The organism is Paenarthrobacter sp. NPDC089322 (assembly GCF_040684895.1).
Lineage (GTDB): Bacteria > Actinomycetota > Actinomycetes > Actinomycetales > Micrococcaceae > Arthrobacter.
This window is the reverse complement of record NZ_JBFBGW010000007.1, coordinates 85,404-107,724: the sequence shown is the minus strand read 5'-3', so window position 1 is coordinate 107,724 and position 22,321 is coordinate 85,404. Positions and strand designations below refer to the sequence as shown.

Annotated in this window: 19 protein-coding genes; 13 read left to right on the top strand and 6 right to left on the bottom strand. The window is 60.3% G+C overall.

Annotated elements, in window-relative coordinates:
* The first annotated feature begins 136 nt into the window (after positions 1-136).
* The 5 genes from AB0N65_RS09765 (at position 137) to AB0N65_RS09745 (ending at position 6,822) form a co-directional block, all read left to right on the top strand.
* Positions 137-1,450 (top strand): aminotransferase class III-fold pyridoxal phosphate-dependent enzyme, encoded by a 1,314-nt coding sequence (locus AB0N65_RS09765; RefSeq protein ID WP_364160564.1) that lies wholly within the window; start codon positions 137-139, stop codon positions 1,448-1,450.
* A gap of 26 nt (positions 1,451-1,476) precedes the next feature.
* The gene (locus tag AB0N65_RS09760; RefSeq protein ID WP_364160562.1) at positions 1,477-2,190 is read left to right on the top strand and encodes a TetR/AcrR family transcriptional regulator C-terminal domain-containing protein; all 714 of its coding nucleotides are present in this window, start codon (positions 1,477-1,479) and stop codon (positions 2,188-2,190) included.
* Positions 2,191-2,383: 193 nt separating this feature from the next.
* Positions 2,384-3,694: an aminotransferase class III-fold pyridoxal phosphate-dependent enzyme gene (locus tag AB0N65_RS09755; protein ID WP_364160560.1), complete on the top strand. Its 1,311-nt coding sequence runs from the start codon at positions 2,384-2,386 to the stop codon at positions 3,692-3,694.
* Between the two features lie 113 nt (positions 3,695-3,807).
* On the top strand, positions 3,808-5,895 hold the full coding sequence (locus AB0N65_RS09750) for an acetoacetate--CoA ligase (protein ID WP_364160558.1): 2,088 nt from the start codon (positions 3,808-3,810) through the stop codon (positions 5,893-5,895).
* A gap of 36 nt (positions 5,896-5,931) precedes the next feature.
* Positions 5,932-6,822, top strand: a complete 891-nt coding sequence (locus tag AB0N65_RS09745) for an amidohydrolase family protein (RefSeq protein WP_364160556.1) — start codon at positions 5,932-5,934, stop codon at positions 6,820-6,822.
* 691 nt (positions 6,823-7,513) lie between these two features.
* On the opposite strand, the gene AB0N65_RS09740 is transcribed toward AB0N65_RS09745, so the two are convergent.
* Complete coding sequence (locus tag AB0N65_RS09740) at positions 7,514-7,990, bottom strand: DUF4192 family protein (RefSeq protein WP_364160729.1); 477 nt, start codon at positions 7,988-7,990, stop codon at positions 7,514-7,516.
* Between the two features lie 117 nt (positions 7,991-8,107).
* Positions 8,108-8,257 (bottom strand): hypothetical protein, encoded by a 150-nt coding sequence (locus tag AB0N65_RS09735; protein ID WP_364160554.1) that lies wholly within the window; start codon positions 8,255-8,257, stop codon positions 8,108-8,110.
* Between the two features lie 499 nt (positions 8,258-8,756).
* On the opposite strand from AB0N65_RS09735, the gene AB0N65_RS09730 reads away from it, so the two are divergent.
* Together AB0N65_RS09730 and AB0N65_RS09725 are read left to right on the top strand one after the other, a co-directional pair.
* The gene (locus AB0N65_RS09730) at positions 8,757-8,957 is read left to right on the top strand and encodes a ribbon-helix-helix protein, CopG family (protein ID WP_364160552.1); all 201 of its coding nucleotides are present in this window, start codon (positions 8,757-8,759) and stop codon (positions 8,955-8,957) included.
* Positions 8,954-9,322, top strand: a complete 369-nt coding sequence (locus AB0N65_RS09725; RefSeq protein WP_364160550.1) for a Fic family protein — start codon at positions 8,954-8,956, stop codon at positions 9,320-9,322. Before AB0N65_RS09730 ends, AB0N65_RS09725 begins: the two co-directional genes overlap by 4 nt.
* A gap of 341 nt (positions 9,323-9,663) precedes the next feature.
* Here the strand turns inward: AB0N65_RS09725 and AB0N65_RS09720 are convergent, their stop codons facing one another.
* From AB0N65_RS09720 to AB0N65_RS09710, 3 genes are read right to left on the bottom strand one after another with little or no spacing between them, the layout of a single operon-like run.
* The gene (locus AB0N65_RS09720) at positions 9,664-10,236 is read right to left on the bottom strand and encodes a flavin reductase family protein (RefSeq protein ID WP_364160548.1); all 573 of its coding nucleotides are present in this window, start codon (positions 10,234-10,236) and stop codon (positions 9,664-9,666) included.
* 2 nt (positions 10,237-10,238) lie between these two features.
* On the bottom strand, positions 10,239-11,285 hold the full coding sequence (locus tag AB0N65_RS09715; protein ID WP_364160546.1) for a methionine synthase: 1,047 nt from the start codon (positions 11,283-11,285) through the stop codon (positions 10,239-10,241).
* 20 nt (positions 11,286-11,305) lie between these two features.
* Positions 11,306-12,298, bottom strand: coding sequence for a DUF1852 domain-containing protein (locus tag AB0N65_RS09710; protein ID WP_364160544.1), 993 nt, complete (start codon positions 12,296-12,298; stop codon positions 11,306-11,308).
* 119 nt (positions 12,299-12,417) lie between these two features.
* Between AB0N65_RS09710 and AB0N65_RS09705 the strand changes: the two genes are divergently transcribed.
* Complete coding sequence (locus AB0N65_RS09705) at positions 12,418-13,359, top strand: LysR family transcriptional regulator (RefSeq protein ID WP_364160542.1); 942 nt, start codon at positions 12,418-12,420, stop codon at positions 13,357-13,359.
* Positions 13,360-13,441: 82 nt separating this feature from the next.
* Here the strand turns inward: AB0N65_RS09705 and AB0N65_RS09700 are convergent, their stop codons facing one another.
* Positions 13,442-13,654, bottom strand: a complete 213-nt coding sequence (locus AB0N65_RS09700; RefSeq protein ID WP_364160727.1) for a DUF4192 family protein — start codon at positions 13,652-13,654, stop codon at positions 13,442-13,444.
* A gap of 694 nt (positions 13,655-14,348) precedes the next feature.
* On the opposite strand from AB0N65_RS09700, the gene AB0N65_RS09695 reads away from it, so the two are divergent.
* From AB0N65_RS09695 to AB0N65_RS09675, 5 genes are all read left to right on the top strand, one after another.
* Complete coding sequence (locus AB0N65_RS09695) at positions 14,349-16,724, top strand: AAA family ATPase (protein WP_364160540.1); 2,376 nt, start codon at positions 14,349-14,351, stop codon at positions 16,722-16,724.
* Entirely contained in the window at positions 16,721-17,602 is an 882-nt protein-coding gene (locus tag AB0N65_RS09690; protein ID WP_364160538.1) for a pentapeptide repeat-containing protein, read from the top strand. Before AB0N65_RS09695 ends, AB0N65_RS09690 begins: the two co-directional genes overlap by 4 nt.
* Positions 17,603-17,640: 38 nt before the next feature.
* Entirely contained in the window at positions 17,641-18,459 is an 819-nt protein-coding gene (locus tag AB0N65_RS09685) for a Cof-type HAD-IIB family hydrolase (RefSeq protein WP_364160536.1), read from the top strand.
* 389 nt (positions 18,460-18,848) lie between these two features.
* Positions 18,849-19,841: a PASTA domain-containing protein gene (locus AB0N65_RS09680; RefSeq protein ID WP_364160534.1), complete on the top strand. Its 993-nt coding sequence runs from the start codon at positions 18,849-18,851 to the stop codon at positions 19,839-19,841.
* Positions 19,838-22,321, top strand: coding sequence for a VWA domain-containing protein (locus tag AB0N65_RS09675; protein WP_364160532.1), 2,484 nt, complete (start codon positions 19,838-19,840; stop codon positions 22,319-22,321). The genes AB0N65_RS09680 and AB0N65_RS09675 overlap by 4 nt, the downstream gene beginning before the upstream one ends.

Here is a 22,321-nt window from a genome sequence, read left to right as displayed (position 1 = left end):
TTCCGGCCGCCCAGGATGTCCACAGGAACCCGCGGAGTTGTATTGTACGCTGTACAAGACGGACTGTTTTTTATACAATCATGATATGGCTGATGCGCGTTCATGTCGGCCGGGTCCACTACCACTGAGAGAAATCATGAACACCAAAGAGGGCGCTGGCCCACTGATTCAGAACAAGGTCGGCAGCAGCTTGCCTCTCATCGAGCGCGCGCATGGCGTGTGGCTGGTCGACTCGCTGGGAAACGAGTACATCGACGGGTGTTCCGGGGCCGTCGTAGTCAACATCGGACACTCCCACCCCCGTGTCCTGCGGGCCATGAACGAGCAGGCGGACAAGGTCACTTTCGTCCACCGGGGCGCCTTCGTTTCGCAGGCCATGTACGACACGGCGGCCAAGCTCTCCGAGGCCACAGGCTACGCCGGTTCCTGGTTCGTCGGGTCAGGATCCGAGGCTGTCGAAGCCACACTTCAGTTCGCCCTGCAGTACTACCGGGAGATCGGCGAGGAACGTTCATGGTTCCTGTCCCATTCTCACAGCTACCACGGAAACACGCTCGGCGCCCTCTCGTTGTCAGGCCACGCCCGCCGCGCCGTCGCCGGGCAGCTGGCCTACAACTTCCACACACTTCCTTCACCCTACGAATCCCAGGATCAGGGCGGCAGTTCACATCAGATGGATGTTGATGCGCTGCTGGCCGGTGTCGAAGCGCAGATCAGGGCACGGGCGGGCGACGTCGCCGGGATCCTCTTTGAGCCGGTCAGCGGCGCCACCCTTGGGGCGAACCTGCTCCCCGCGGGGTACCTGGAAGGTCTTCGCGGAATCTGCGACAAGTACGGGATACTGCTCATCGCCGACGAAGTCATGACCGGCATGGGCCGGACGGGCAAGATGCTGGCCGTCGATCACTGGGGCGTTCGGCCCGATCTGGTCGCCCTGGGCAAGGGGCTCGGCGCCGGCTACACCCCCATCGCGGCGACCCTGTTGAATTCCAGGGTTCTGGACGCAATAGCCCACGGCTCCGGGCGCATCCTCGGGGGGCACACCTACGGAGGCAATCCGCTTTCCGTAGCTGTGGCCAGAGAGGTCCTCGGAGTCCTCCTCGATGAAAACCTTGTGGAGGCAAGCGCAGCATGCGGCGAGCTCCTCGCGGCCGGGCTACGGAAGATCGCATTCCGGCACGCAATCGTTTCCGAAACGCGCGGCCTCGGAATGCTCCGGGCAGTCGAGTTTCACAATCCAGGCCTGCACGTCGGCGCAGTCGCGGAAATGGCCAGGTTGGAAGCATTCAAGCAAGGACTCATCGTCTACCCGACCACCGGCGGCTTCAATGATGCCTGCATCATCGCCCCGCCCCTGACCATCACCGAGAACGAAACGCTCGAGCTCTTGGAACGGCTCGACCGCGCCATTCGGGGCGTCGGAGATGCCCTCAACCCGTCATCGGCCTAACCGGTCCTGGCGAAAATACTGGCATCATGGCAACTGTGCAGAAAACTAGCAGGAACGGACAATCACCGCTGACCAAGGGCAAGATCCTGGACGCAGCGGTCACCATAGTTGACGAGCAGGGACTCCAGGCGCTGACGATCCGCAAAGTCGCTGACGCGCTTGGCGTTTACCCCACGGCGATCAACTGGCACATCGGCAGCAAGGACCAGCTCGTCGCCGACGCTTCGGGGCTGATCTTCGAAGCGTTGCAGCTTCCCGACGACAAGGCCCACGACTGGCGGGACTGGCTGCGGCTCACTGCGGTCGGCTTCCGTGAGTCGATGCACAGCCACCCCAACTTCGCCGTCGTCATCGGCAACCAACTGCATTCCTCGCTTCCGGCGCTGCCGTTCGTTGAACGCGTGCTTCGTATCCTTAACGACAAGGGGCTGAAGGGCGCCGCCCTGCTCAAGGCCTACAACGCCTACGTCGGCTGCCTCATTGGCTGGGTCTCGCTCGAGCTGTCCACCAGGGGCGCAGCAGCCCCCCATGGAGAGGACCAGCTTGGCGTGTTGAACAAGCTCGATGAACGCCTCTACACCGCACTGACGAGGAACCTCCCCGTGGTCGCGAACAAGGCCTTCATGGTCCGCTGGGATACCGGAACCACCAACCCCATGGATGACAGCTTCGACTTCATGCTGGAGGCGGTGCTGGCCGGCATCGCCGAATCCATCAAGCAATCAACCCCGCAAGACTGAGGGCCTCGGGGTTTTCTGGAATGTGCCGGCCCCTGCCTTGGCGGGCCGGCACGTGGAGGGCGGAGTCCCGGCAACCCTGCGATGCGCCGCTCGTTCCCGGGGCAAAAGCGTCAAAAGGGCTTGAATTGTACGTTGTACAAGTCTTATTGTTAGTGAAGCAAATCACGTCGATATGCCCGTCCGAAGGAAGCTCATGAAATCCCTGGCACTGAAGGCGACCACCGCAGCACGCGAACTGTCCGGCGTCCCGCAGGAAATCCAGCGTGAATACGCGGCGAGCCGTCCTGTCTCCCTGGAAGTCTTCAACCACGCCCGCCAGTTCCTTCCCGGCGGTGAAACCCGATCGGTTACCTACTACGGTCCTTTCCCCAGCGTGATCGACTCGGCCGCCGGCAGCCAGATCGTGGATGTCGATGGCAACCAGTACCTGGACGTCCTGAACAACTACACGTCTCTGGTCCACGGCAACGGGTTCGGCCCGATCGCTCAGCGGGTCGGACCATTGCTGAGCGCCGGCGTTGCCTTCGCCTCGATCCACCGCGAGCAGGTCGGTCTTGCCGAACGAATCTGTTCCCGTCTTTCATCGGCGGAGTTGGTGCGCTTCACGAACTCCGGAAGCGAGGCGTCGGCTTTGGCGGTGCGGATTGCAAGGCACGCTACCGGCCGGCGCCAGATCGTCATAGCGGAGGGAGGTTATCACGGTTCCGTTCCGCCGTTCGTGACCGGCGAACCCGACATTGTCCGTGTGTCGTACAACGACGTACAGGCCTTGCAATCTGCCGTCACAGAGAAGACTGCAGCCGTTTTCCTGGAACCCTTCCTTGGCGCAGGAGGCGTCATTCCGGGAACGGCCGACTTCCTGCGTGCAGCACAGGAAGCCGCCTCGGCCAAGGGCACGCTGTTCGTCCTGGATGAAGTGCAGTCCCTGCGCACCGCCCCTGGTGGCGCTCAGGGAGAGATAGGGCTCACGCCTGACCTGACGGTCCTCGGAAAGGTCATCGGCGGGGGATTCCCCATCGGCGCCGTTTGCGGCCGCGCCGCGCTCATGGACAGCACCTCGCCCTTCACTCCGGGCCGGCTCGAGCACGCCGGAACCTTCAATGGCCACCTCGCGGCGGTCGCCGCAGGCTCGGTCTCGCTGGACTACCTTGACGGCACTGCAATCGAGAAATTGAACACCCAGGCCGCTGACCTCGCCACGTCCATCACTGCCGTCGCACGCCGGAGCGGCGTTGCCGTCGCGGTCAGCCGGGCCGGTTCAATCCTCAACGTCCACCCGCTGACGGCTCCAGCCCAAGCCGTCGAGTCCGGGCACTTCCCAGCCTTCAGGAAGACGCTGCACCTGTGCCTGCTTCTGGAGGGCGTTTACAGCGCCACCCGCGGAATGATCAACCTGTCGACCGCGCTGTCGCCGGATGACCTCGATGAGATCACCAAACGGTACCAGAGGGCATTCGAGCGGATCGCCCAGTACCCGGTCCTGCTGGACCGAACCCAAAAATAGTCCCCAGAGCCCTTGGTTATTCCGGACCAGGGTCCGGGATACCCCACCATCGAACCGTCCGCACCGCAGCGGGCTTTCACTACGAACACAGCGAGGCGACGATGCCACGAGACATGGCCCAGAAACCCACCATCACGTGGACCCCTACCGACCAGCAGCGCCACGAAACCCGGCTCTGGAGTTTCATGCGCTGGATGGCCGAGAACCGCGGGGTGCAAACCACCACCTACCGGGAAATCTGGCGTTGGTCCGTTGAGGAGATGCCCGCATTCTGGGGAGCCGTGCGGGAATACTTCGATGTTCTCGGAGACGCACTCGATGGACCCGTACTGGCCTCGGAACACATGCCATCGGCCGTCTGGTTTCCCGAAGCCAGACTGAATTTCGCTGAGAATCTTCTTCGCCACGCACAGGACCCGAAGCTGGCGAATCGGGTAGCCATTTACAACATTGACGAGCACAACAATGTCACCACCATTACCTGGAAGCAGCTTGAAGGGCAGGTGGCCTCCCTCGCCGCGCACCTGGACGATCTCGGGGTCGGACCGAGTGATGTCGTGGCCGCTGTCCTGCCCAACATTCCCGAAGCCATCATCGGGCTGCTGGCCACAGCCAGCCTTGGGGCCATCTGGACGATCAATTCCCCGGACCTTTCTGCGACAGCCACGCTGGACCGTATCCGGCAGCTCGAACCCAGAATCCTGATCGGCGCGGACGGCTATCAGTTCAATGGCAAACACATCGACCAGACGGACCATCTGGCGGCGGTCGAAAATGGGCTACCAGGACTCTCGCACACGATCGTTGTGCGAGCCGACGGAAAGTCTGCGCCAACTTCAGCGGGGGCATCGGCCGACGCCCACTCCCAGTGGCTTGGCTTCGACGAACTGACATCCGGGAACACGGGACCCAGCTACCGGCGCCTGCCCTTTTCACACCCGCTGTGGGTGCTCTTCTCATCCGGTACAACCGGCCAGCCAAAAGGCATCGTCCACGGACACGGCGGGATAACCCTCGAAGCGCTCAAGGGAACCGGATTGAACCAGGACATGGGACCTGGCGACATCTACTACGTTGCAGCCAACACTTCCTGGATGGTCTGGAACACTCTGTCCACCAACCTCATGGCGGGCGCCAGCATCGTCACCTACGCTGGCTCACCTACTTTCGGGTCCAAGGACCGCCAATTCGAGATCATTTCACTTACGGGTGCCACCATGTTCGCTGTCGGCGCCGCCTATCTGTCGCTGGTGGAAAAGGCTGGTCTGTGTCCCCGGAGCAGCTGGAATCTCAGCAGCCTCCGGTCGATTCTTTCCACTGGATCCCCGCTGCCGGAATCCACCTGGCTGTGGGTCCACGACGAGGTGAAGAGCGATGTCCATCTGGGTTCCGATACCGGAGGGACTGATATCTGCAGCGGATTCATCGGATCCAACCCTCTCGAATCCGTGCACTTGGGCGAACTTCAAGGTCCCCTCCTGGGCGTCGCAGTCCAGGCATGGTCCGAGGATGGAGAACGGGTTGTTGACCAAGTCGGCGACATGGTCATCACCAGACCGATGCCCTCCATGCCCGTGTTTCTGTGGGGCGACAAGGACGCAGCGAAATACAAAGAGTCATATTTCTGGAAATTTCCAGGGACCTGGGTCCAAGGCGACTGGATCACAGAGACGTCCCGTGGAACGTTCATCGTCCACGGACGTTCCGACGCAACCCTTAACCGATTCGGCGTCCGAATGGGCAGCGCGGACATCTACGCCGCTCTCCAGCACGTGCCGGAGATCAAGGAATCACTGGTCATCGGACTCGAACTTCCGGGCGGTGGATACTACATGCCGCTTTTCGTAGCGCTGGAGCAGGACGTGGAGCTGGACGAGGATCTCAAAGCAAGAATCACGGCCACGATCCGCGCCAATGCCTCGGCCCGGCACGTTCCGGACGAGATCATCGTCGCACCCGACATCCCGCTCACGCACGCCCGGAAGAAGATCGAGGTGCCCATTAAGAACCTTTTCGCCGGCAAGGAACCAGCGAAAGCAGTGAACCTGGCCTCCCTGGCCAACCCCTCAGCGGTCCCCTGGTTCATCGAGCAAGCGAAGCAGTTCAGGCATCAACATCATCCATCATCCGAAGCACATCATGTTCAGCAGTCCGGGCCTGGGCGCGCTGGCGCCGAGAGCGCGCCACCGTCCCCCGTTTGAGGCCCAGTCCACAGATCAGGAAAGGAAAATAGGACCATGGTTATCCGGTACGAACCTGGCATTGATGTCGGCTCCCTGGCCGCCATTGACATGCATGTGCACCTGGAAGTGGACAGCTGCGGTCACAAGGCCATGCCGCAGGATTTTTTTGACGCGTCCAGCAATTACTTCCGTGCCCAGGAACGGACTCCGTCCGTGGACCGGATCGCTGAGATCTACCGGGCCCGCAGCATGGCCGCTGTCCTGTTCACAGTAGATGCCCGTACGTCGCTGGGGCACAAGCCAAACTCGATCGAGGATCTGGTGGCCGGCGCGGCACGCAACAACGACGTCCTGATTCCGTTCGGTTCAGTCGACCCGCGAACCGGGGCCGATGCTGTGGAAAACGCAAGGCGTCAGGCGGACGAGCTGGGGGTGAGGGGATTCAAGTTCCACCCGTCGTTGCAGGCCTTCGACCCGAACGACGAAGCCTATTACCCGCTATGGGCTGCACTTGAGGAGCTGGAACTTCCGACGATCTTCCACACCGGACAAAACGGGATGGGGGCAGGCCTCCCCGGTGGGCGCGGCATCAAGCTCCGCCATTCCAACCCGCTTCTGCTCGACGACGTCGCCGCGGATTTCCCCAAGCTGACAATCGTCATGGCACATCCGTCCGTTCCGTGGCAGGAGGAAGCAAACTCAATCGCCACCCACAAAGCGAACGTTTACATCGATCTGTCAGGGTGGAGCCCGAAACATTTCCCGGAATCCCTTGTCCAGGCAGGAAGGAAGATCCTTTCGCACAAGCTGCTGTTCGGAACGGATTTCCCCCTGATCACCCCTGACAAGTGGCTGGAAGCCTTCGAGTCCCTGCACTACACGGAAGAGGTACGAAAGGCAATCCTTAAGGACAACGCTGCCACGCTGCTCGGACTGCAGGCCTGACCGGACGACGTAGTCCACGGCCCGGAAAACACCGTCGTCGCGACAACCAAAGCAGCCACCCACGGAAGCGGCGCAGCCCCGCTTCCGTGGGTGGTTTTGCTTCGCCATGGCGCCCGGCCACGATAAACGCCCGGCTGCAGCATCCTGTACGCAGCCCGCGACGGGCTTCCTTCGGGTCACCCACGAGCGCGAGGACGACCGGGCGCTTGGATGTTGGGAGGACGACAGGCAGTCGGGTCAGAGCAAGACGGCCGCGCCACGTGGGGCAAGACTCAGCTGACGCGCTACCTGCGATATATCACGTTTGTCATGCGAATAGCACCGCTCTTGCCGTGCATCGCCGCGTCGACGACGGCCTACTCTGCGTAGCTGCCGTCGATGGATCGACCGAGTCCTCGCATCATGGCGGCGACTTTCTGCCCGGGAGCAAATTCGAGGCCGTCACTAACGGCGTCGACGACGCCAACGGCCTCGATGCCCAGGACTCAGGGGTAGGAGAAGTCGGGTCCCGACTATCCCTGTCGGCTGGTGACCTCGGACTCATGTGTGGATTTCGAAGTTCCAGTCCGTCGAATCAACCACCTATGCGGGGTTCGACGCTCCGTCCGCCGACCGGAAAAGGGCCCGATCTCGAGTTGCACGCGGTATGCGCGATCCGCGGGGGATCGGCTCTGCCATTGCCGATCTTCTGTCACGGCCTATCCAGGTTGTTCCGGTAGGCGGTGTTTTTGTTGGTGTTCCAGCCTGCGATGATGCCGGCGCCGAGCATGTGGTCGGTGAGGCGTGCGAAGCGGTAGCCGGGGTCGGCGTCGAGGGCGAGTCGGAGGTATTGGTGTGCTTTGGATCCTCGGCCTTCCCACCAGTTGATGTAGCCGATGGCGGTGAGGATGGGTGCTGCGTGTTGGGGTGTGGTGTGGGTGAGGAGTTGTTTGGCCCATTCGATCCTGGACGAGTTCGGGGCTTGGGTGGTTTGGGCGAAGAGGATGTTTTCGGGTGGTTCGTTGATGCCGGGGATGTCTGCCATGAGGCGGTCACGGATGTGTGGGAACTGGTAGTAGGCGATGAGCTTCAGGACGTCCTGATCCGTGGGGTAGTCCTTGGTCTCGAGCATGGTGGTCCAGAGTCGGTGGGCGTCGTGGGTGGCTGCCGCTGGGGGTTTGCGGAGGATGGTTTGTTTGTGGTGTTCGACGGCGGTCGCGTGCTCTTGTTTGTCTGTCGCCGCGGGGACGGTTATTTGGTTGGTGGGTTCGATGGTGCTGCCGCGGTAGATGAATTCGGCTTTGACCTAGGAGTATTCGGTGGTGCTGAGGGGGATGGCGATGTCGGGGCCGGGAGGGGGTCGTAGGGGGAGTAGGTAGAGGGCGAAGACGATGCCATTGGCCCGTTCATCTGAGGTGAGGTAGGCGGCGACTGTTTGGGCGAAATGAATCTCCATGCTTGGTTGTTTTGGGAGGTCGATGCGGAGGGTGGCTCCGACTTTGTCTATATCGAGGCTGATGCAGACGAGGCTTCGGTGGGCCAGAAGCCAAGGGTGTGGCCGATGAAGCTGAGGAGATCAGTGGGGTCCTTGATGGTGAGCGATTTCATTGTTCTGTCTCCGCGCGCGTTGATGGCTGTTTGCGGTGGAAGCCCTCCTGCTGGGGGCCTCAGCCATCCATGGGCGTTTGAGGTGCCCTGCGCCATGACCGTCTTCCACCATCGAAGGCAGCGCGACGAACCATTTGAGCTGCAGTGCCGTATGGACACCGTCACTACTTTGTCCGGGGGTGCGGGAGAACGCTTTGGCGCACCGCCCATATCCCGTCTGCTTAGGCCGGAATCAGGGAGTGAAGCTATCGAACATATGCGCCGTTATCGGTTTTACTTCCCTCGGTGGAGGATGTCTTAATCCCGGCCCGCTAGGGTACCGTTTTGGTACCATGGGTTTCATGGCTATGAATCTTCGAGTCCCTGAGGACCTTGATCGACGGCTGGAGGAATTGGCTGCCGAGGAACACACGTCCAAGTCCGCACTCCTGTTGCAGGGGGCCGAGTTGGTTCTGCAGCGGCACACGCGCCGGCGTGAAATCAGTGAGGGCCTTGATTTTGTGATGAGTCATGACGCTGAGCTGCTGACGCGCCTTGAGGACGCGTGACGGCTTACCTTGACATTGAGGATGCGCTTCAAGTTGTTGATCGGTACGGCTTCCATATCCGCGACGTCGGCTTGTTGGCGTCGGCATTGGCCAGGCCCGCGACAACGGTCATGGGTGCTGAAGCTTATGCGGAACTAGCGGTGAAGGCGGCTGCCGTACTTGAGTCGGTCGCGCGGTTCCATCCACTCCTTGATGGGAACAAGCGGACTGCTTGGACGCTCATGGTGCTGTTGTTGTGGATCAACGGCTACCGTCATGACTTCACCACTGACGAGGGCTTCGGACTGGTCGTCGGGGTCGCCGCTGGGGACGTTGAACTACGGGACTCGGCCGCTGTGATCTCGAATCATTTGGTGCCGCGTTAGCTCGGCCTTCCCCTAAGAGAAAAGTGTGGACAATGTCCACACCTCCGGCCTCGGACTCGCCCGTACTTCCGCCGGACTGGCCCGGATTCCGCAGGTTCCCGCGGGATCCCAGCAATGACAAGGCCCAGAATCGCGTTCGAGTCCCACTTCGGGTACAGGAAGACCTCTCTACGGGGTCCTTGCATTTAGATGTTTACAAGTCCTACTGATTGGAACGCCGAGCCACATCGATCGCCCGTATGGTGCTTAAGACGCTCCGACGATAACGAGGACGACGGCGGGAGTTACCTCCCGCCGTCGTGAGCCGTTTGGCTTGCCGCCTCGATTTGTTGGCGCGGCGCTCAGCCTTCCAGCTTGGAATGTTCGCCCAGACGGTGCCATGAACGGTTGTGGTAGACCAGGGCGTCGCCGGGTTCGCCCGCTTGGACGTCACGCATCACGCGGGACTCCAGGGCGTGAACGGCGATGATGGTGGAGGTCCCCACCTCCATGCGATCGATGACGGCGCAGCGCACCCAGGCGCGGACATCGTCATATACTGCTTCGCCGGTTGCAAGGGCCGACCAGCGGTGTTTCTGGTCAAAGCGGTCGGCGCCGGGGGTCGCTCCAAGCTTCGCCAAGTCGACGTCGTGCGCGTCCAGCAGGTGCACGACGACGGTTTCGGCGCGCGAAAGCACCTTGGACGCAGAGGACAGTGCCGAGACCGAGAAAATCAGCAACGGAGGTTCCGCACTCACAGACACGACCGACGACACCGTCAGCGCCACCGGTCCCTCGCCGGCATCCGCCGTGATGATGGCGACACCTCCTGGGTGGCCACGGAATAGTGCTTTGAATTCGTCGGCCGAGAGGGAGGACGGGAAGCTTTGCTTCGGAGCCTCGAGCCACGTGTCTGTGGGGTAGGCGTGAAACATCCTTATGACACCCCGCGGGCGGAGCGGGCGAGCTCCTCGCGAATGATGTTCGTCCCTGCGCTGAGAGCACTCAGCTTGGCCAGTGCGACGTCCCGGGGGAACGGTGCCATGCCGCAGTTGGAGCTGGCGATGAGCTTGTCCGCATCGACGAACTGCAGGGCCTTGCGTAGCGTGTTGGCGACCTCCTCCGGGGTCTCGATGGTCTCGCTTGCGACGTCAATTGCGCCGAGCATGACTTTCTTGCCGCGGAGGAGTTCGATGAGGTCCATGGGCACGTGGGAGTTCTGGGATTCGAGCGAGATGATGTCGATGCTGGAGCTCTGAAGCAGCGGGAAGGTTTCCTCGTACTGCCGCCACTGTGAGCCGAGCGTCGCCTTCCAGTCCGTATTCGCTTTGATCCCGTAGCCGTAACAGATATGCACGGCGGTCTCCGCACGCAGTCCTTCTGCCGCTCTCTCAAGCGCAGCCACGCCCCAGTCCTTGACCTCATCGAGGAAGACATTGAAGGCGGGCTCGTCGAACTGGATGATGTCGACGCCGGCCGCCTCCAGCTCTTTCGCCTCTTGGTTCAGGATCGTGGCGAACTCCCAAGCCAGCTTCTCGCGGCTCTTGTAGTGGTCATCGTAGAGCGTATCCACCATCGTCATTGGACCGGGAAGAGTCCATTTGATCGGCCGGTCGGTGGCTGCGCGGAGGAACTTTGCGTCCTCGACGAATACCGGCCGCTCGCGGCGCACCGCTCCGACGACGGTCGGCACGCTGGCGTCGTAGCGATCTCGGATGCGCACGGTCTTGCGCTGTTCAAAGTCGACCCCGCTGAGATGCTCGATGAAGGTCGTGACGAAGTGCTGGCGGGTTTGCTCGCCGTCGCTGACGATATCGATGCCGCGTCGGCTCTGCTCGTGGAGCGCGATGCGCAGAGCATCCTGCTTGCCCTCGAGCAGCGCATCTCCCTCCAGCTTCCACGGGGACCACAGAGTCTCCGGCTGCGCGAGCCACGATGGTTTCGGCAGGCTTCCGACAACGGTGGTGGGCAAAAGTGTGTTCATGATTGACGATTCTCCGTGTGTCAGTTGACGAGAGCGGGGTAGTTGGCGGTCCACTGATCCAATAGATCCTTGTGGGGCGTGATGAAGTGTTCTTCCGTGTACTTCGCCTGAGTGATCGCGAGCTGACTGCGCTCGACGCGATCGTAGGCGATCTGGGTCCGCGAGAAATCCTGCTCTCCCAGGCTCGGCTGGTAGACGACGGCGGCGGCGGAGTTCGCGTTGTAAATTTCCGGGCGGTAGATCTTCTGGAACGTCTCCATGGTGCTGATCGTGCCGATGAGTTGCAGGTTGGAGTAGTCGTTGAGCAGGTCGCCGCGGAAATAGAAGGCGAGCGGGGCAACGCTGCCGCGTGGCATGAAGTAACGGACCTGCAGCCCCATTTTTGCGAAATACGCGTCCGTCAGCGAGAACTCGTCTTGCTGGTACTCGACGCCCAGGACAGGGTGACGGTTCTCCGTTCGCCGGTACGTCTTGCTCGTTGATACGCTGATGCACACCACAGGCGGCTGCGGGAAGCGTGCCTGGCATGCCGGGGAATCGAGGAATTGCTGGAACAGCTTGCCGTGAAGATCGCCGAAGTCCTCGGGAACGGTGGGCTTGCCTGACTCCGCTGCTGCCGCTGGCAGTACGACGCTGAAGTCGAAGTCACGGACGTAGGAGGAGAAGTTGTTCCCGACGATCCCCTGGTGGCGGACCCCGTTCAGCTGGTCGACAATCTGGATGTCGAGAACCTCGAACAAGGGGAACTGCCGATCCGTACCTTCCGCAGTGAACTCTATCTGCACGGAAACGATCTCGAGCTCGAGCGTGTAACGGTCCCGGTCCCGGTTGTCCCAGTCTGCGAGATCGTTGAAGCGTCGCCGAATCATGGTCAAGGCGTTGCGGAGGTTCTCCTGGCGGTGCTCGCCCCGTGCCAGGTTGGCGAAGTTAGTCGTGATCCGGGAGCCTTCCGACGGGGAGTAGTCTTCGTCGAAGGGTGTGGTGGTGATGCTGAAGGTGAAGTCGTCTGCCATGTGCTGCCAATCAGTTGATGGCCGGAGACGGCCTTTCCGAAGGGGATGCATCCATGGTGCATCCTTCCGAGGGGTATCAAGTAACTAGTGGTTACTATGCATACATATAGAATCTTCCTATGGCCCAGATTTCGAGCGGATTGACCCTGCAGCAACTCCGTTACTTTATAGAAGTTGCAGCTGAGGGGTCGATCTCCGCGGCTGCCGATCTTCTCTACGTAGCGCAGCCGACAATGTCCGCAGCGATGAAGGACCTTGAGGCCCGGGTTGGCCGTGCGCTCCTGGTTCGCTCCGCCCGCGGGGTCACCCTCACCGCCGACGGGGCAGAGTTCCTCGGCTACGCGAGGCAGGTCGTGGAGCAGTTTGCTCTCCTCGAACAGCGCTATCTTGGCAGGCCGCCACGGCGACGTCTGCTCGGGGTGTCAACGCAGCACTACTCGTTCGCGGTGGACGCATTCGTCCGGATGGTCAAGGCCAGTGAGGTGGCCGAATACGAGTTCTCGCTGCGTGAGTCCCGCACCTGGGACATCATCGAGGATGTCCGGACGCTCCGCAGCGAGATAGGCATCCTCTACCGAAACGATTTCAACCGGAAGGTCATCGACAAGCTGCTTCGGGAATCCGGGCTCGCATTCACCCCGCTTTTCCTCGCCGATCCGCACATTTTCATTTCACGGAACAACCCGCTCGCTTCAAAAGAGCGTGCGACTCTCGCCGATCTCGCCGGCTTGCCGAGGCTGACCTTCGATCAAGGTGCGAACAACTCCTTTTACTTCGCCGAGGAGATTCTCTCCACCATGTCCAGTAAGCAGGAGATCCGGGTTTCTGACCGTGCCACGATCTTCAACCTCATGATCGGGCTCCACGGCTACACGATCTCGACGGGTATCATCAGCGGGCAGCTCGACCCGGAGATCGTCGCCATCCCGCTCGACGTTGACGAACGCATCGAGATTGGATGGATCGGCCACGCCGCGATTCCGCTCACCGACCAAGCGCAGCGCTACCTCAGGGAATTGCGGGCCGTCGTCGCGGAGTTCGGCGTAGCGCTACTCGACTGACCGCAGTTGAGCGGGCGGGTCTTTCCCCCTTCCGTGATTGGACGTAGTTGTTGCAGCGAGCGGGTTGCTGGGGATGGTGCGATTACGAATAAGAAAGAGTTGCTCGTCTGGGATCCGGCCACTGCAAGTCGAGGCCATTTCGATAGGCGGTGTTTTTGTTGGTGTTCCAGGCGGCGATAATGCCGGCGCCGAGCATGTGGTCGGTGAGGCGTGCGAAGCGGTGGCCTGGGTCAGTGTCGAGGGCGAGTTGGAGGTATTGGTGGGCTTTGGGTCCTCTGCCTTCCCACCAGTTGATGTAGCCGATGGTGGTGAGTTCGGGTGGTTCGTTTGATGCCGGGGATGTCGGGCACGAGCCGGTCGCGAGTGTGCGGGAACGAAGTAGGCGACGAGCTTCAGGGCATCACGGTCGGTGGGGTAGTCCTTGATGTCCAGCATGGTGGTCCAGAGCAGGTTGGCGTCTTGGGGGGCGGCCGCTGGTTTCCACTTGAGGATTGTTTCCATGTGGTGTTCGACGGCGGTCGCGTGCTCTTGCTCGTGCGTCGCCGCCGGGAGGTTTATCTGGTTTGAAGTTTCGATGCAGCCGCACAGACCTCAGCGGACGCCCCTACCCGGAATGTGGCCGCGTGGGACTTGCTCCTGAGGATCTACTGAATACGACTGCAAACCAAGGACACGGCTTGCTGAGCCGTTGCCCTATGCCTCGTATGTGAAGATTGGCAGGAAGCTGAGAGTAGGAATCGGCGCCGCTTCATGCCATGATCTGAACCTTCGACAGCACGGCCGCAATTGCAGGGGCCGCATGTTTTTCAGACGATGTCACGATGAACGCCGGTACCGCATTTCTCTGTGCGTGCATAGGGAAATTTGTTTTTCATCGATAGTTTTCCGTCATGTATTTGCGTATCTAGCCGACTTCTTGACCTTGAGCAACGCCGACCATAGCATGAACCCACTATCGCCAACCCAGGGCGATTACTGGCTTATTTGGGGTGTCATTGAGTCGAGATAATGCGAGCCGCTTGTACGGTCGCGATACTGAGTTGGCACTGATAATTCGAACTCTTGAACGCGTGAGAAAGCGAGAAGGTGGCCCTGCCGGGGCCGTGATCATGCTCAGCGGGGCTAGCGGCGCAGGCAAGTCGGCACTGGCCGAGGCTGTTCTGGTTGAAGCGGCCCAGATGGGCTTTGATTGTGTCCGCACGGCATGCGAGCCCTTTCACGAAGGCATGAGCTACTTTCCAGTTCGGGAACTTGTCCGGCAGATGGCTCATGGGCGTCCTGTTGGCGAAGTCGTGGCAGAACACTTCGGAGCCGGTTCACCGGAAGTCGAGATGGCCGCTGTCAGCGAGTCGATCTCGGCAGACCCATCAAGCCGTCGTGAAGCCATAGTTGCAACCTTTACCAACGTGATTATGGGTGAGTATCGCAAACCCGAAGCTTTGCCAAAGCTCCTTTTCATTGACGACCTTGAACATCTGGACGTAGGCAGCGCCGACGCACTTATTTGCTTGGTATCTCGTCTTAGTGAGGGGCCCGTTGTAATTCTTGGGGCTTTCAGGTCTGACCGTGTCGCTGAGTCTACGCATCCAATTCGGCCGGTCATTGCGTCGGCCCGCCGTATGGAGGGCGTTTACCAGAATCACGAAATTCGGGGCTTCGATTTGGCGGGCTTCGGCGCACTCGTGGAGTCCTTGCTTGGTGGACGCACGATGCTGCCTGAAACGGTCACTAAGAAGTTGTACGAGGAAACGGAGGGCAATCCTCTCTTTACCCGGGAACTGATCAGAATGCTGTGCTCGCCGGATCCTCGATCCGGCAGGGTTTCCTTGAGCATGGTTGACGATGTCTGGACTTTCGACGGTGACATTGGCTCTTGGGATATTCCCGACTCGGTTGAGGAAGTGATCGCCTCCCGTTTGAACCTACTTGATGCCGAGGAGAGGCACGAACTTGAACTCGCTGCGGTAGTAGGAAGGCGCTTCGCTTTTGCAGTGCTTCATGGCTTGATGGAGGCTGGCGAAGAAGAGCTCCTGCGCGATATGGAGAAATTCCTTGACGTGGAGCTCATCCGTGAACTTCAAACGAGCGATGAGTCCTTCGAGTTCTCTCATGGCAAGATTCGTGACGTGCTTTACGCCCAGCTCAGCGGGCTTCGCAAACGACGGCTGCACGCCCAAGTTGCCGATGTCATCTCAAACTTGCGGGCGAGTTCAAATGAAGACTGGGATGCACTCATCGGCGAACACCTGTATCTGGCCGCCAAGCACGCTGAAGCTTTTCCCTACCTGCTGAGGGCAGCACGTAATGCATTGGCTACGGGAGCCTCTTCCGAGGCCGCTGCCTTGTTCGGCAAGGCACTGAGCTCTTGCGACGGAGTTGTTTTCGATGGAGACGACTCGCGTGCGTCGATCCAGCTTGAGCTTGTGAATGCCCTAATAAGCGCCAGCCAGATCGCAGAGGCTGGAAGGGTTTTGGGGAAGCTGACCTCGGCGGAAAATCCGCCGTCGATCCGGACCGTAGCGCTGGACTTGTTAGGCGACGTTCTCCTCTACGAAGGGGAGATTGACCAGGCACTTGTGACATACGAAGAAAGCCTCCGACTGGCCGAAGCACTTGATGATGTTGAAGCTCTTTGCGAGGTGCTGTGTGATCTGGCCGAACTCCACGGCCGCCAATATGAACGGCAAGCGGGCATCGCTCCAGCGAGTGCCGAGCAGCATCGACTCCAGTACATCGCCAATGTCGAGAAAGCTTATGGGATGCGTGCCGACCTGGCTCCAGGGCCGCTCCGAGCACGGGCTCTAAGGAACAAGGCAAAGCTCTCCCGCGTTTCAGGAGACCTCTTCACAGCTGAGAGCCTTTACCGACAGGCAATCGACACGGTTGATGGTCGGGTCGCAAGCCACCGCTTTCTAATTCCCTATGCAAAGACACTGCGTAGGGCAGGAAAGGCGGACGAGGCTCTTGGCCACATCGAACGGGTCATTTCATGGAGCACACAAGTGGGGTCGGCCCGTTCCCAGGCCATTGGCCTGCAGTACAAGGCGACGATCCTCATGACGCTTGCCGCCGATGCCGAAACCTTCGCCGAGGCGAACGCAACGGCTGAGCGGGCGCTGCATGCCCACCAGTCAATCGGGTATGCACAGGGCATCCGCGAGACCAAAATAGTCCTCGGCGAGATAGCGCTCCGGACCGGTGACTATGAACGAGGGTTGCAATGGCTCGCCTCCGCCACCGACACACGAGAAATGGCTCACGATGACCTGCTCGAAGCGATAGCCATCGAACTCGACGCGAACGGCGAGGAAGATCGAGCCACACTCATTCGAGGTGCGATCGAGCCTGAAGCAGCTAACGCATGAGGAAAGCAGGAGCCCGACTTTTCGCAACGAGCATCCCGGCGCTGGTGCTGATCGCCATCATCTTCTTGGTCGGAACCGCCATGTGGGTGCTGGGCCCCACGGAGGGCAACAAGTATTCGGACCTGGGAATCAACCTTGGTGTAGGCGCGATTCTCGGCGTCGCCGTCCTTTATGTCGAAGCCCAAGTTGCGAGAACGCAGTCGGCGCGTGAACGTCGGCTATCCGAGGAACACAGATTTGTCCAAACCCTCATTACCGCGCCGGATCTCACCCACATCAGCATTCCCGGGAGAAATCTCGCGGGAATAATTCTTGCCTCACGAGACATATCCGGTGGAAATTTAGCTTCGACGGATCTCACCCGGGCGGACCTTCGCAAGACCAACTTGTCCAGGGCCGACCTCAACGGTTCCCGGGCGGTTGGACTGAACCTTCACGGCGCTACAGTCGATGCAGTGAACGCCAGAAATGTCGTCTGGAGCGAGGCGAGCCTGTCCCGCCTTGCCGGCTCGGACGCAGATCTTTCCGGGGCAGCAATCGAAGACTCTTGCCTGTCGGATGTCAGGCTTCCACGAGCATTACTGGACGGAGCTGTGCTGGCTCGCGCAGACTTGCGCCGCGCCGACCTCTCCGACTGTACCGGCGTCGACGTTGTCCTGCGGGGGGCCGATTTGCGGGCAGCAAGCCTGCGGGGCAGCCGGCTTAAAGGAGCCGATCTACGCGATGCCGACCTGCGCGCCGCTGACTTACGCAACGCGACCATCGAGATGCCGGACTTACGCGGAGCGGATCTACGTGACTGCAACGTAGATGGCCTGGTGCTGCGGGACCCGATAGTCGATGAACGCACCCGTATGCCGGTTTTGATACAGACCTAACTTGAACCCTGTTCCCTTGTACGAGGAGATCAAAGACCATGGCCATGTTCTGCACAGACATCGACGGCACACTACTCAACCCGGACCGAACACTATCGCCCCGGACCATAGACGCAGTTCGCGCAGTACGCGCTGCAGGACACAACTTCGTCCTGTGCTCCTCGCGTATGCCTGAATCCATGCGCATTCTCGAACGGTTGTACGACGGGGCAGATGAACCTCTGATCGCCTACAACGGTGGACTTGTCCTGTCGCGCACAGGAGCGGTCGTACACGACATCGCCATAGCGCCCGAACATGCACGAAAAATTGCGGGGTACTGCGCCGAGTTTGACCTTCACGCAAGCTTCTTCGCCGGTGAAGCCTGGCATGTATGGGGCGAGGACCAATGGACTGCTCGTGAAATCAACAACACCGGGGTATCACCACACCCGATGTCCTCGAAGGAATATGTTTCCTCCGGCAGGGTCGAAATCAACCCGCCACATAAGATCATGTGCATGGGAGAGCAGTCCCTCGTGGACGGCATCGAAGCGCTGCTCATCGCCGAACCTGGCGTCGTCACCTATCGCTCGAAAGATACGTACCTTGAGATCGCCAACGCGGCGTGCTCAAAAGGTCTCGGTGTCGAGGCCGCAGCCCAGGAGCTGGGCTACAGCAAAGACGACTGCTACTTTTTCGGCGACAACTACAACGACATCCCCGCTTTCGCCGCGGTAGGAACCTCCATAGCCGTTGCCAACGGTAAACAAGCAGTGCTCGAGGCGGCAACAATCACTACCTCACGGCACCACGACGACGGCGTCGCAGCCTACCTCGAATCCTGGTTGGCAGCCGGCTCGCAGTTAGATGCATAGTCGCCATCGAAACCGAGCTGTCGAGACTCATTTCCTTCGCTGACGGGCCGATTAACCAAATTCCGTGGCCCGGTCTGCGTTGGGCTGGGGTTGCGTCACGGTCGGTTTTCGGTGGAGGAATCTGGACCGGACCCGGATTCCCTTCACAAACCAGATATCCAACGACAAGACATCTCGCAAAACATACTCTGCAGACTCCACCCGGCCTCGCATACCGGGCACAGCGCAGCAGAGGCTTTCTGTGGACCCAGAACAGAAAGCCAAACCAAGGGGGCACAATGACACTCAATGAGGAACAAGTAGACGAAATACAAACAACCGGGAAAGGGCCGTCCAAGCTTCTACATCTCATGCGCGGCCACCGCATTGGGACGAGCAACGGGTCGAAGGTGAGGAAATCAGCCCCACGCTGGCTGCGGCTTAGTTCGGCCGTTGCCATGCTTTGTGTCGCATCACTTGCTGTAGGACTCATCGTCGGATGGGTTGCGCGCGGGGCACTTCTGGATGACCCCTTGACCGCCGCCCCTGAGAGCGACGCCCACCAAAATCCTGCAGGCGGCGTGGACAAACTGCCCATGCCTGACGTCCGAGGGCTCACCGAAGTGGACGCCCGCCAAGTCATCTCCGACGCCGGCTATGATCCCGCTTTGGTGAAAATCAGCAATGTCCCGTCGGTCCTGACCACAGGGACCATCGCCGCCCAAGACCCCGTGGCAGGCACCAAGAACCCCACGGCCATCACGCTCTCACTTCCTGCTCCTGCGCTCATGCCGGACCTGGCCGGCAAACCCTTGGACGAGGCTTCCCGGACACTGTCCTCATTGGGAGCACAACCGCTGGTCAACCGTGTCTATGACCCGAATATAACGCCGGGCTCCATCATCAGCTCAGAACCAGCCTCCGGGGCCGCATTGACTGCGACTCCCACGCTCATCGTCGCTGGGGCTCCTGACAGCATTCCACTGGCCTCATTCAAAGCCATCGGAAATTGCGGAACGATCAGCACGGGCAGCATCAACGGAGCGCCCATCACAGGCGGCATCAGCTGTAACGCCCGCAGTGAAGCGTCAACTACGTTCTGGATTCTCGGCCGGACCCTGAACCGGTTGCAGGCCGTCGTCGGAATCGAGGACCGAGCAGACAAAGACAGCCGAGCCAGGGTCAAAATGACCGCTGACGGCAAGGTCATCTTCGACGAAGAATTCACCTACGGGGAAGGCTATAACCTCGACGCCGACGTCACCAATGTGCTCCGCCTCGAAATCGAAGTAACAACAGTAGGCGCCGCATCGGGAACATCGGGCTCCGCCCCCATTGTTCTGGGCAATGCGACCCTCTTGGGATCCGCGGAAGCAATTGCCGCATTGGACCTGAACCCATGAGACGTCGCCCACGAATGTTCACGTTCGTTGTGACCGCAGCCCTACTTTGCCTCACGACGGCGCTGCCAGCGACCGCAACTACGCCGTCACCGCCCGTGCCCGCTGTACCGGCCACGGAGAAGCCGTACCGTCCCGCCGGTCGAGATGTCCTGATCCTTCTTGACACGTCCGGCTCCATGGAAGATCACGACAACAAAGACGTGGCCAAGATCGCCGCGGCCAAAGGCGCCATTCTCGAACAGATCAAGCATGTGCCTCTGGACGCACGCATCGGCCTCATGACCTACCCGTCGGCAACAACCCGGCCCACCGCAAACTGCCCATCCGCCAAGCTCCAGCTTCCCGTCAGCAACTCCTCCATCACCAGCATGGGTTCAACTTTGGCCACCTTGCCGAAACCGGACGGAGGAACACCCACGAGCCAGGCCATGCTGGACGCTGCCGCTTACCTGCGCAGTGAAGGTCTAACCGAAGTCACGATAGTTCTTGTCTCCGACGGCGAGTCGAACTGCGGCGACAATCCATGTGAGACGGCTAAGAAACTGAAGTCCGAAAACATTAACGTCATTGTCAACACCGTCGGATTCGACATATCAACCTCCGGACAGAGCGAGCTTGAGTGCGTCGCACAGGCTTCAGGCGGCCGCTACGCCTCGGCGCAAAACTCAGACGACATCAAGCAGGTCATTCAAAATCAGCTCGGCAACGGCCTGTCGCTGGAGATCGCAGCCCCAGCCGGAACAATCCCCATGTTCGAGGAATCGTTCTCCGTAGGCGTCACCGTCTCCGTCGCCGCAGGTCACAGCGCAGCCGGCGTCCAACTTCAAATCACCGACAAAGACTCAACCTCGGGTTCGACCGTGCAACGACCCGTCATGTCCCTTGGCAATCTAGGCTCCGGCGCCTCCATACCCACCCGATGGTTGATCAGACCACCCACCAACCCACTCCTGAACAAGACCACCTACCAAGTGGTCTTGAAATCGAACGGTCGGATCGCTGTGACCCGGGATTTCGACATCTTCTTCGACCATGACTACACAACCGGCGCCAACCTCAGCGGTACCCTCCAGGACTTCAAGAACGTGGTGGTCCTTGGTGACTCCTACTCCTCCGGGGAGGGCGCCGGAACACCGGACCGTCCCTATTTTCTGGTGGGGGACCAGGCCGAGAAGTGCCACCGGACCAAGAACCAATACGCCAACTGGCTGTTCAGCCCCGAGAGGGTTCGCATCCTTGCCTGTTCAGGAGCCACAACCCTAAATGTCTATCGACAGGGACAGCATGGTGAACCCAGTCAACTGGATCAGCTGCGTACAATTCTGGACACCGGGTACCGGCCAGACGCCATCTTCCTCAGCATCACAGGCAATGACATCGGTTTCGGGCACATTGCCAAGTCGTGTGCGATAAGTGCTCTCACGGCTGCGCCCACAGCCCCAACATCCGGTGGCGATCCACTCGCCTCCTGCTCAGCCAGCCCCAAATCGGGAGAGTCCTACTTGGCTGTGCAGGAACTCGTTCGCTCCGTACCTGGCTATATGTTCACCGTCTTGAAACACACCAGTCAGGTTTTCGAACAGCGAGGCATCCCGACACCGCCGATCATCGTACTCAAATACCCGGAGCTGTTGGCCCGCAACACCAACACCCCGCTCCGATGCGATGGAACGCAACCATTCCAAACCGGGGCGCTGGCGGCCGCGTACGGTCCCTTTGCAAAACTCCAGAAGCAGCTGAACGAGGCTGTGGACGAAGGAGTTGCTTACGCCGTTAGGCACTTTAAAACGCCTGCTTACACCACCACGACAGACAGGGCGGTGCCCCCGGCACACAACATGTGCTCCGCCGACCCGTGGTTTGTCCCGCTCACCTTTAAAGGAGTGACTTCGCCGGAAGCGCTTCACCCGAACGTCCAAGGCCACCAGGCCATGGCAGCAGCCATCAACTCTTGGGCAGCCAGGGAGGGCGACAAGCTGAAACCAGCGACAACCTCAGTTGGCGTGGACGCATGGTGGAAGAAGGCAACGGTCCAATGGTGGCCAACCGAATCGAACATCTATGTGGACTTGAACCAGCCAGAGCAGTCGGCGGTTCCAACCGTCAAAGATGCCTACGGCCGAACTGTTATCCACGTCTCCGGAGGCGAGGCGTTGTCAGGGACCACGATCTATGTGAAGTCAAAGCCCCTCGTCTTGGGCAGTGTGCAGTTGGACTCCGACGGCAAGGGCACCCTCACAATAGATTTGCAGGCAACTGACCTTCCTGCGGGAAACCACACCATCAATGTTCTTGGCACTACCAGCGAAGGAAGGCCCGTCGTGGCAACAGTGCCTATCACCCTTGAACAGCCATTTCCGCTGCCTTTCTGGGGTATCGCGCTGCTCGCACTTGTCCTCGGCTTCTTCGGTTGGCGGATCCTCAAGCAATTGTCTGCCACTAAGAAGCAGCGGATACCCGACACGATCGCGTCCAGGTGA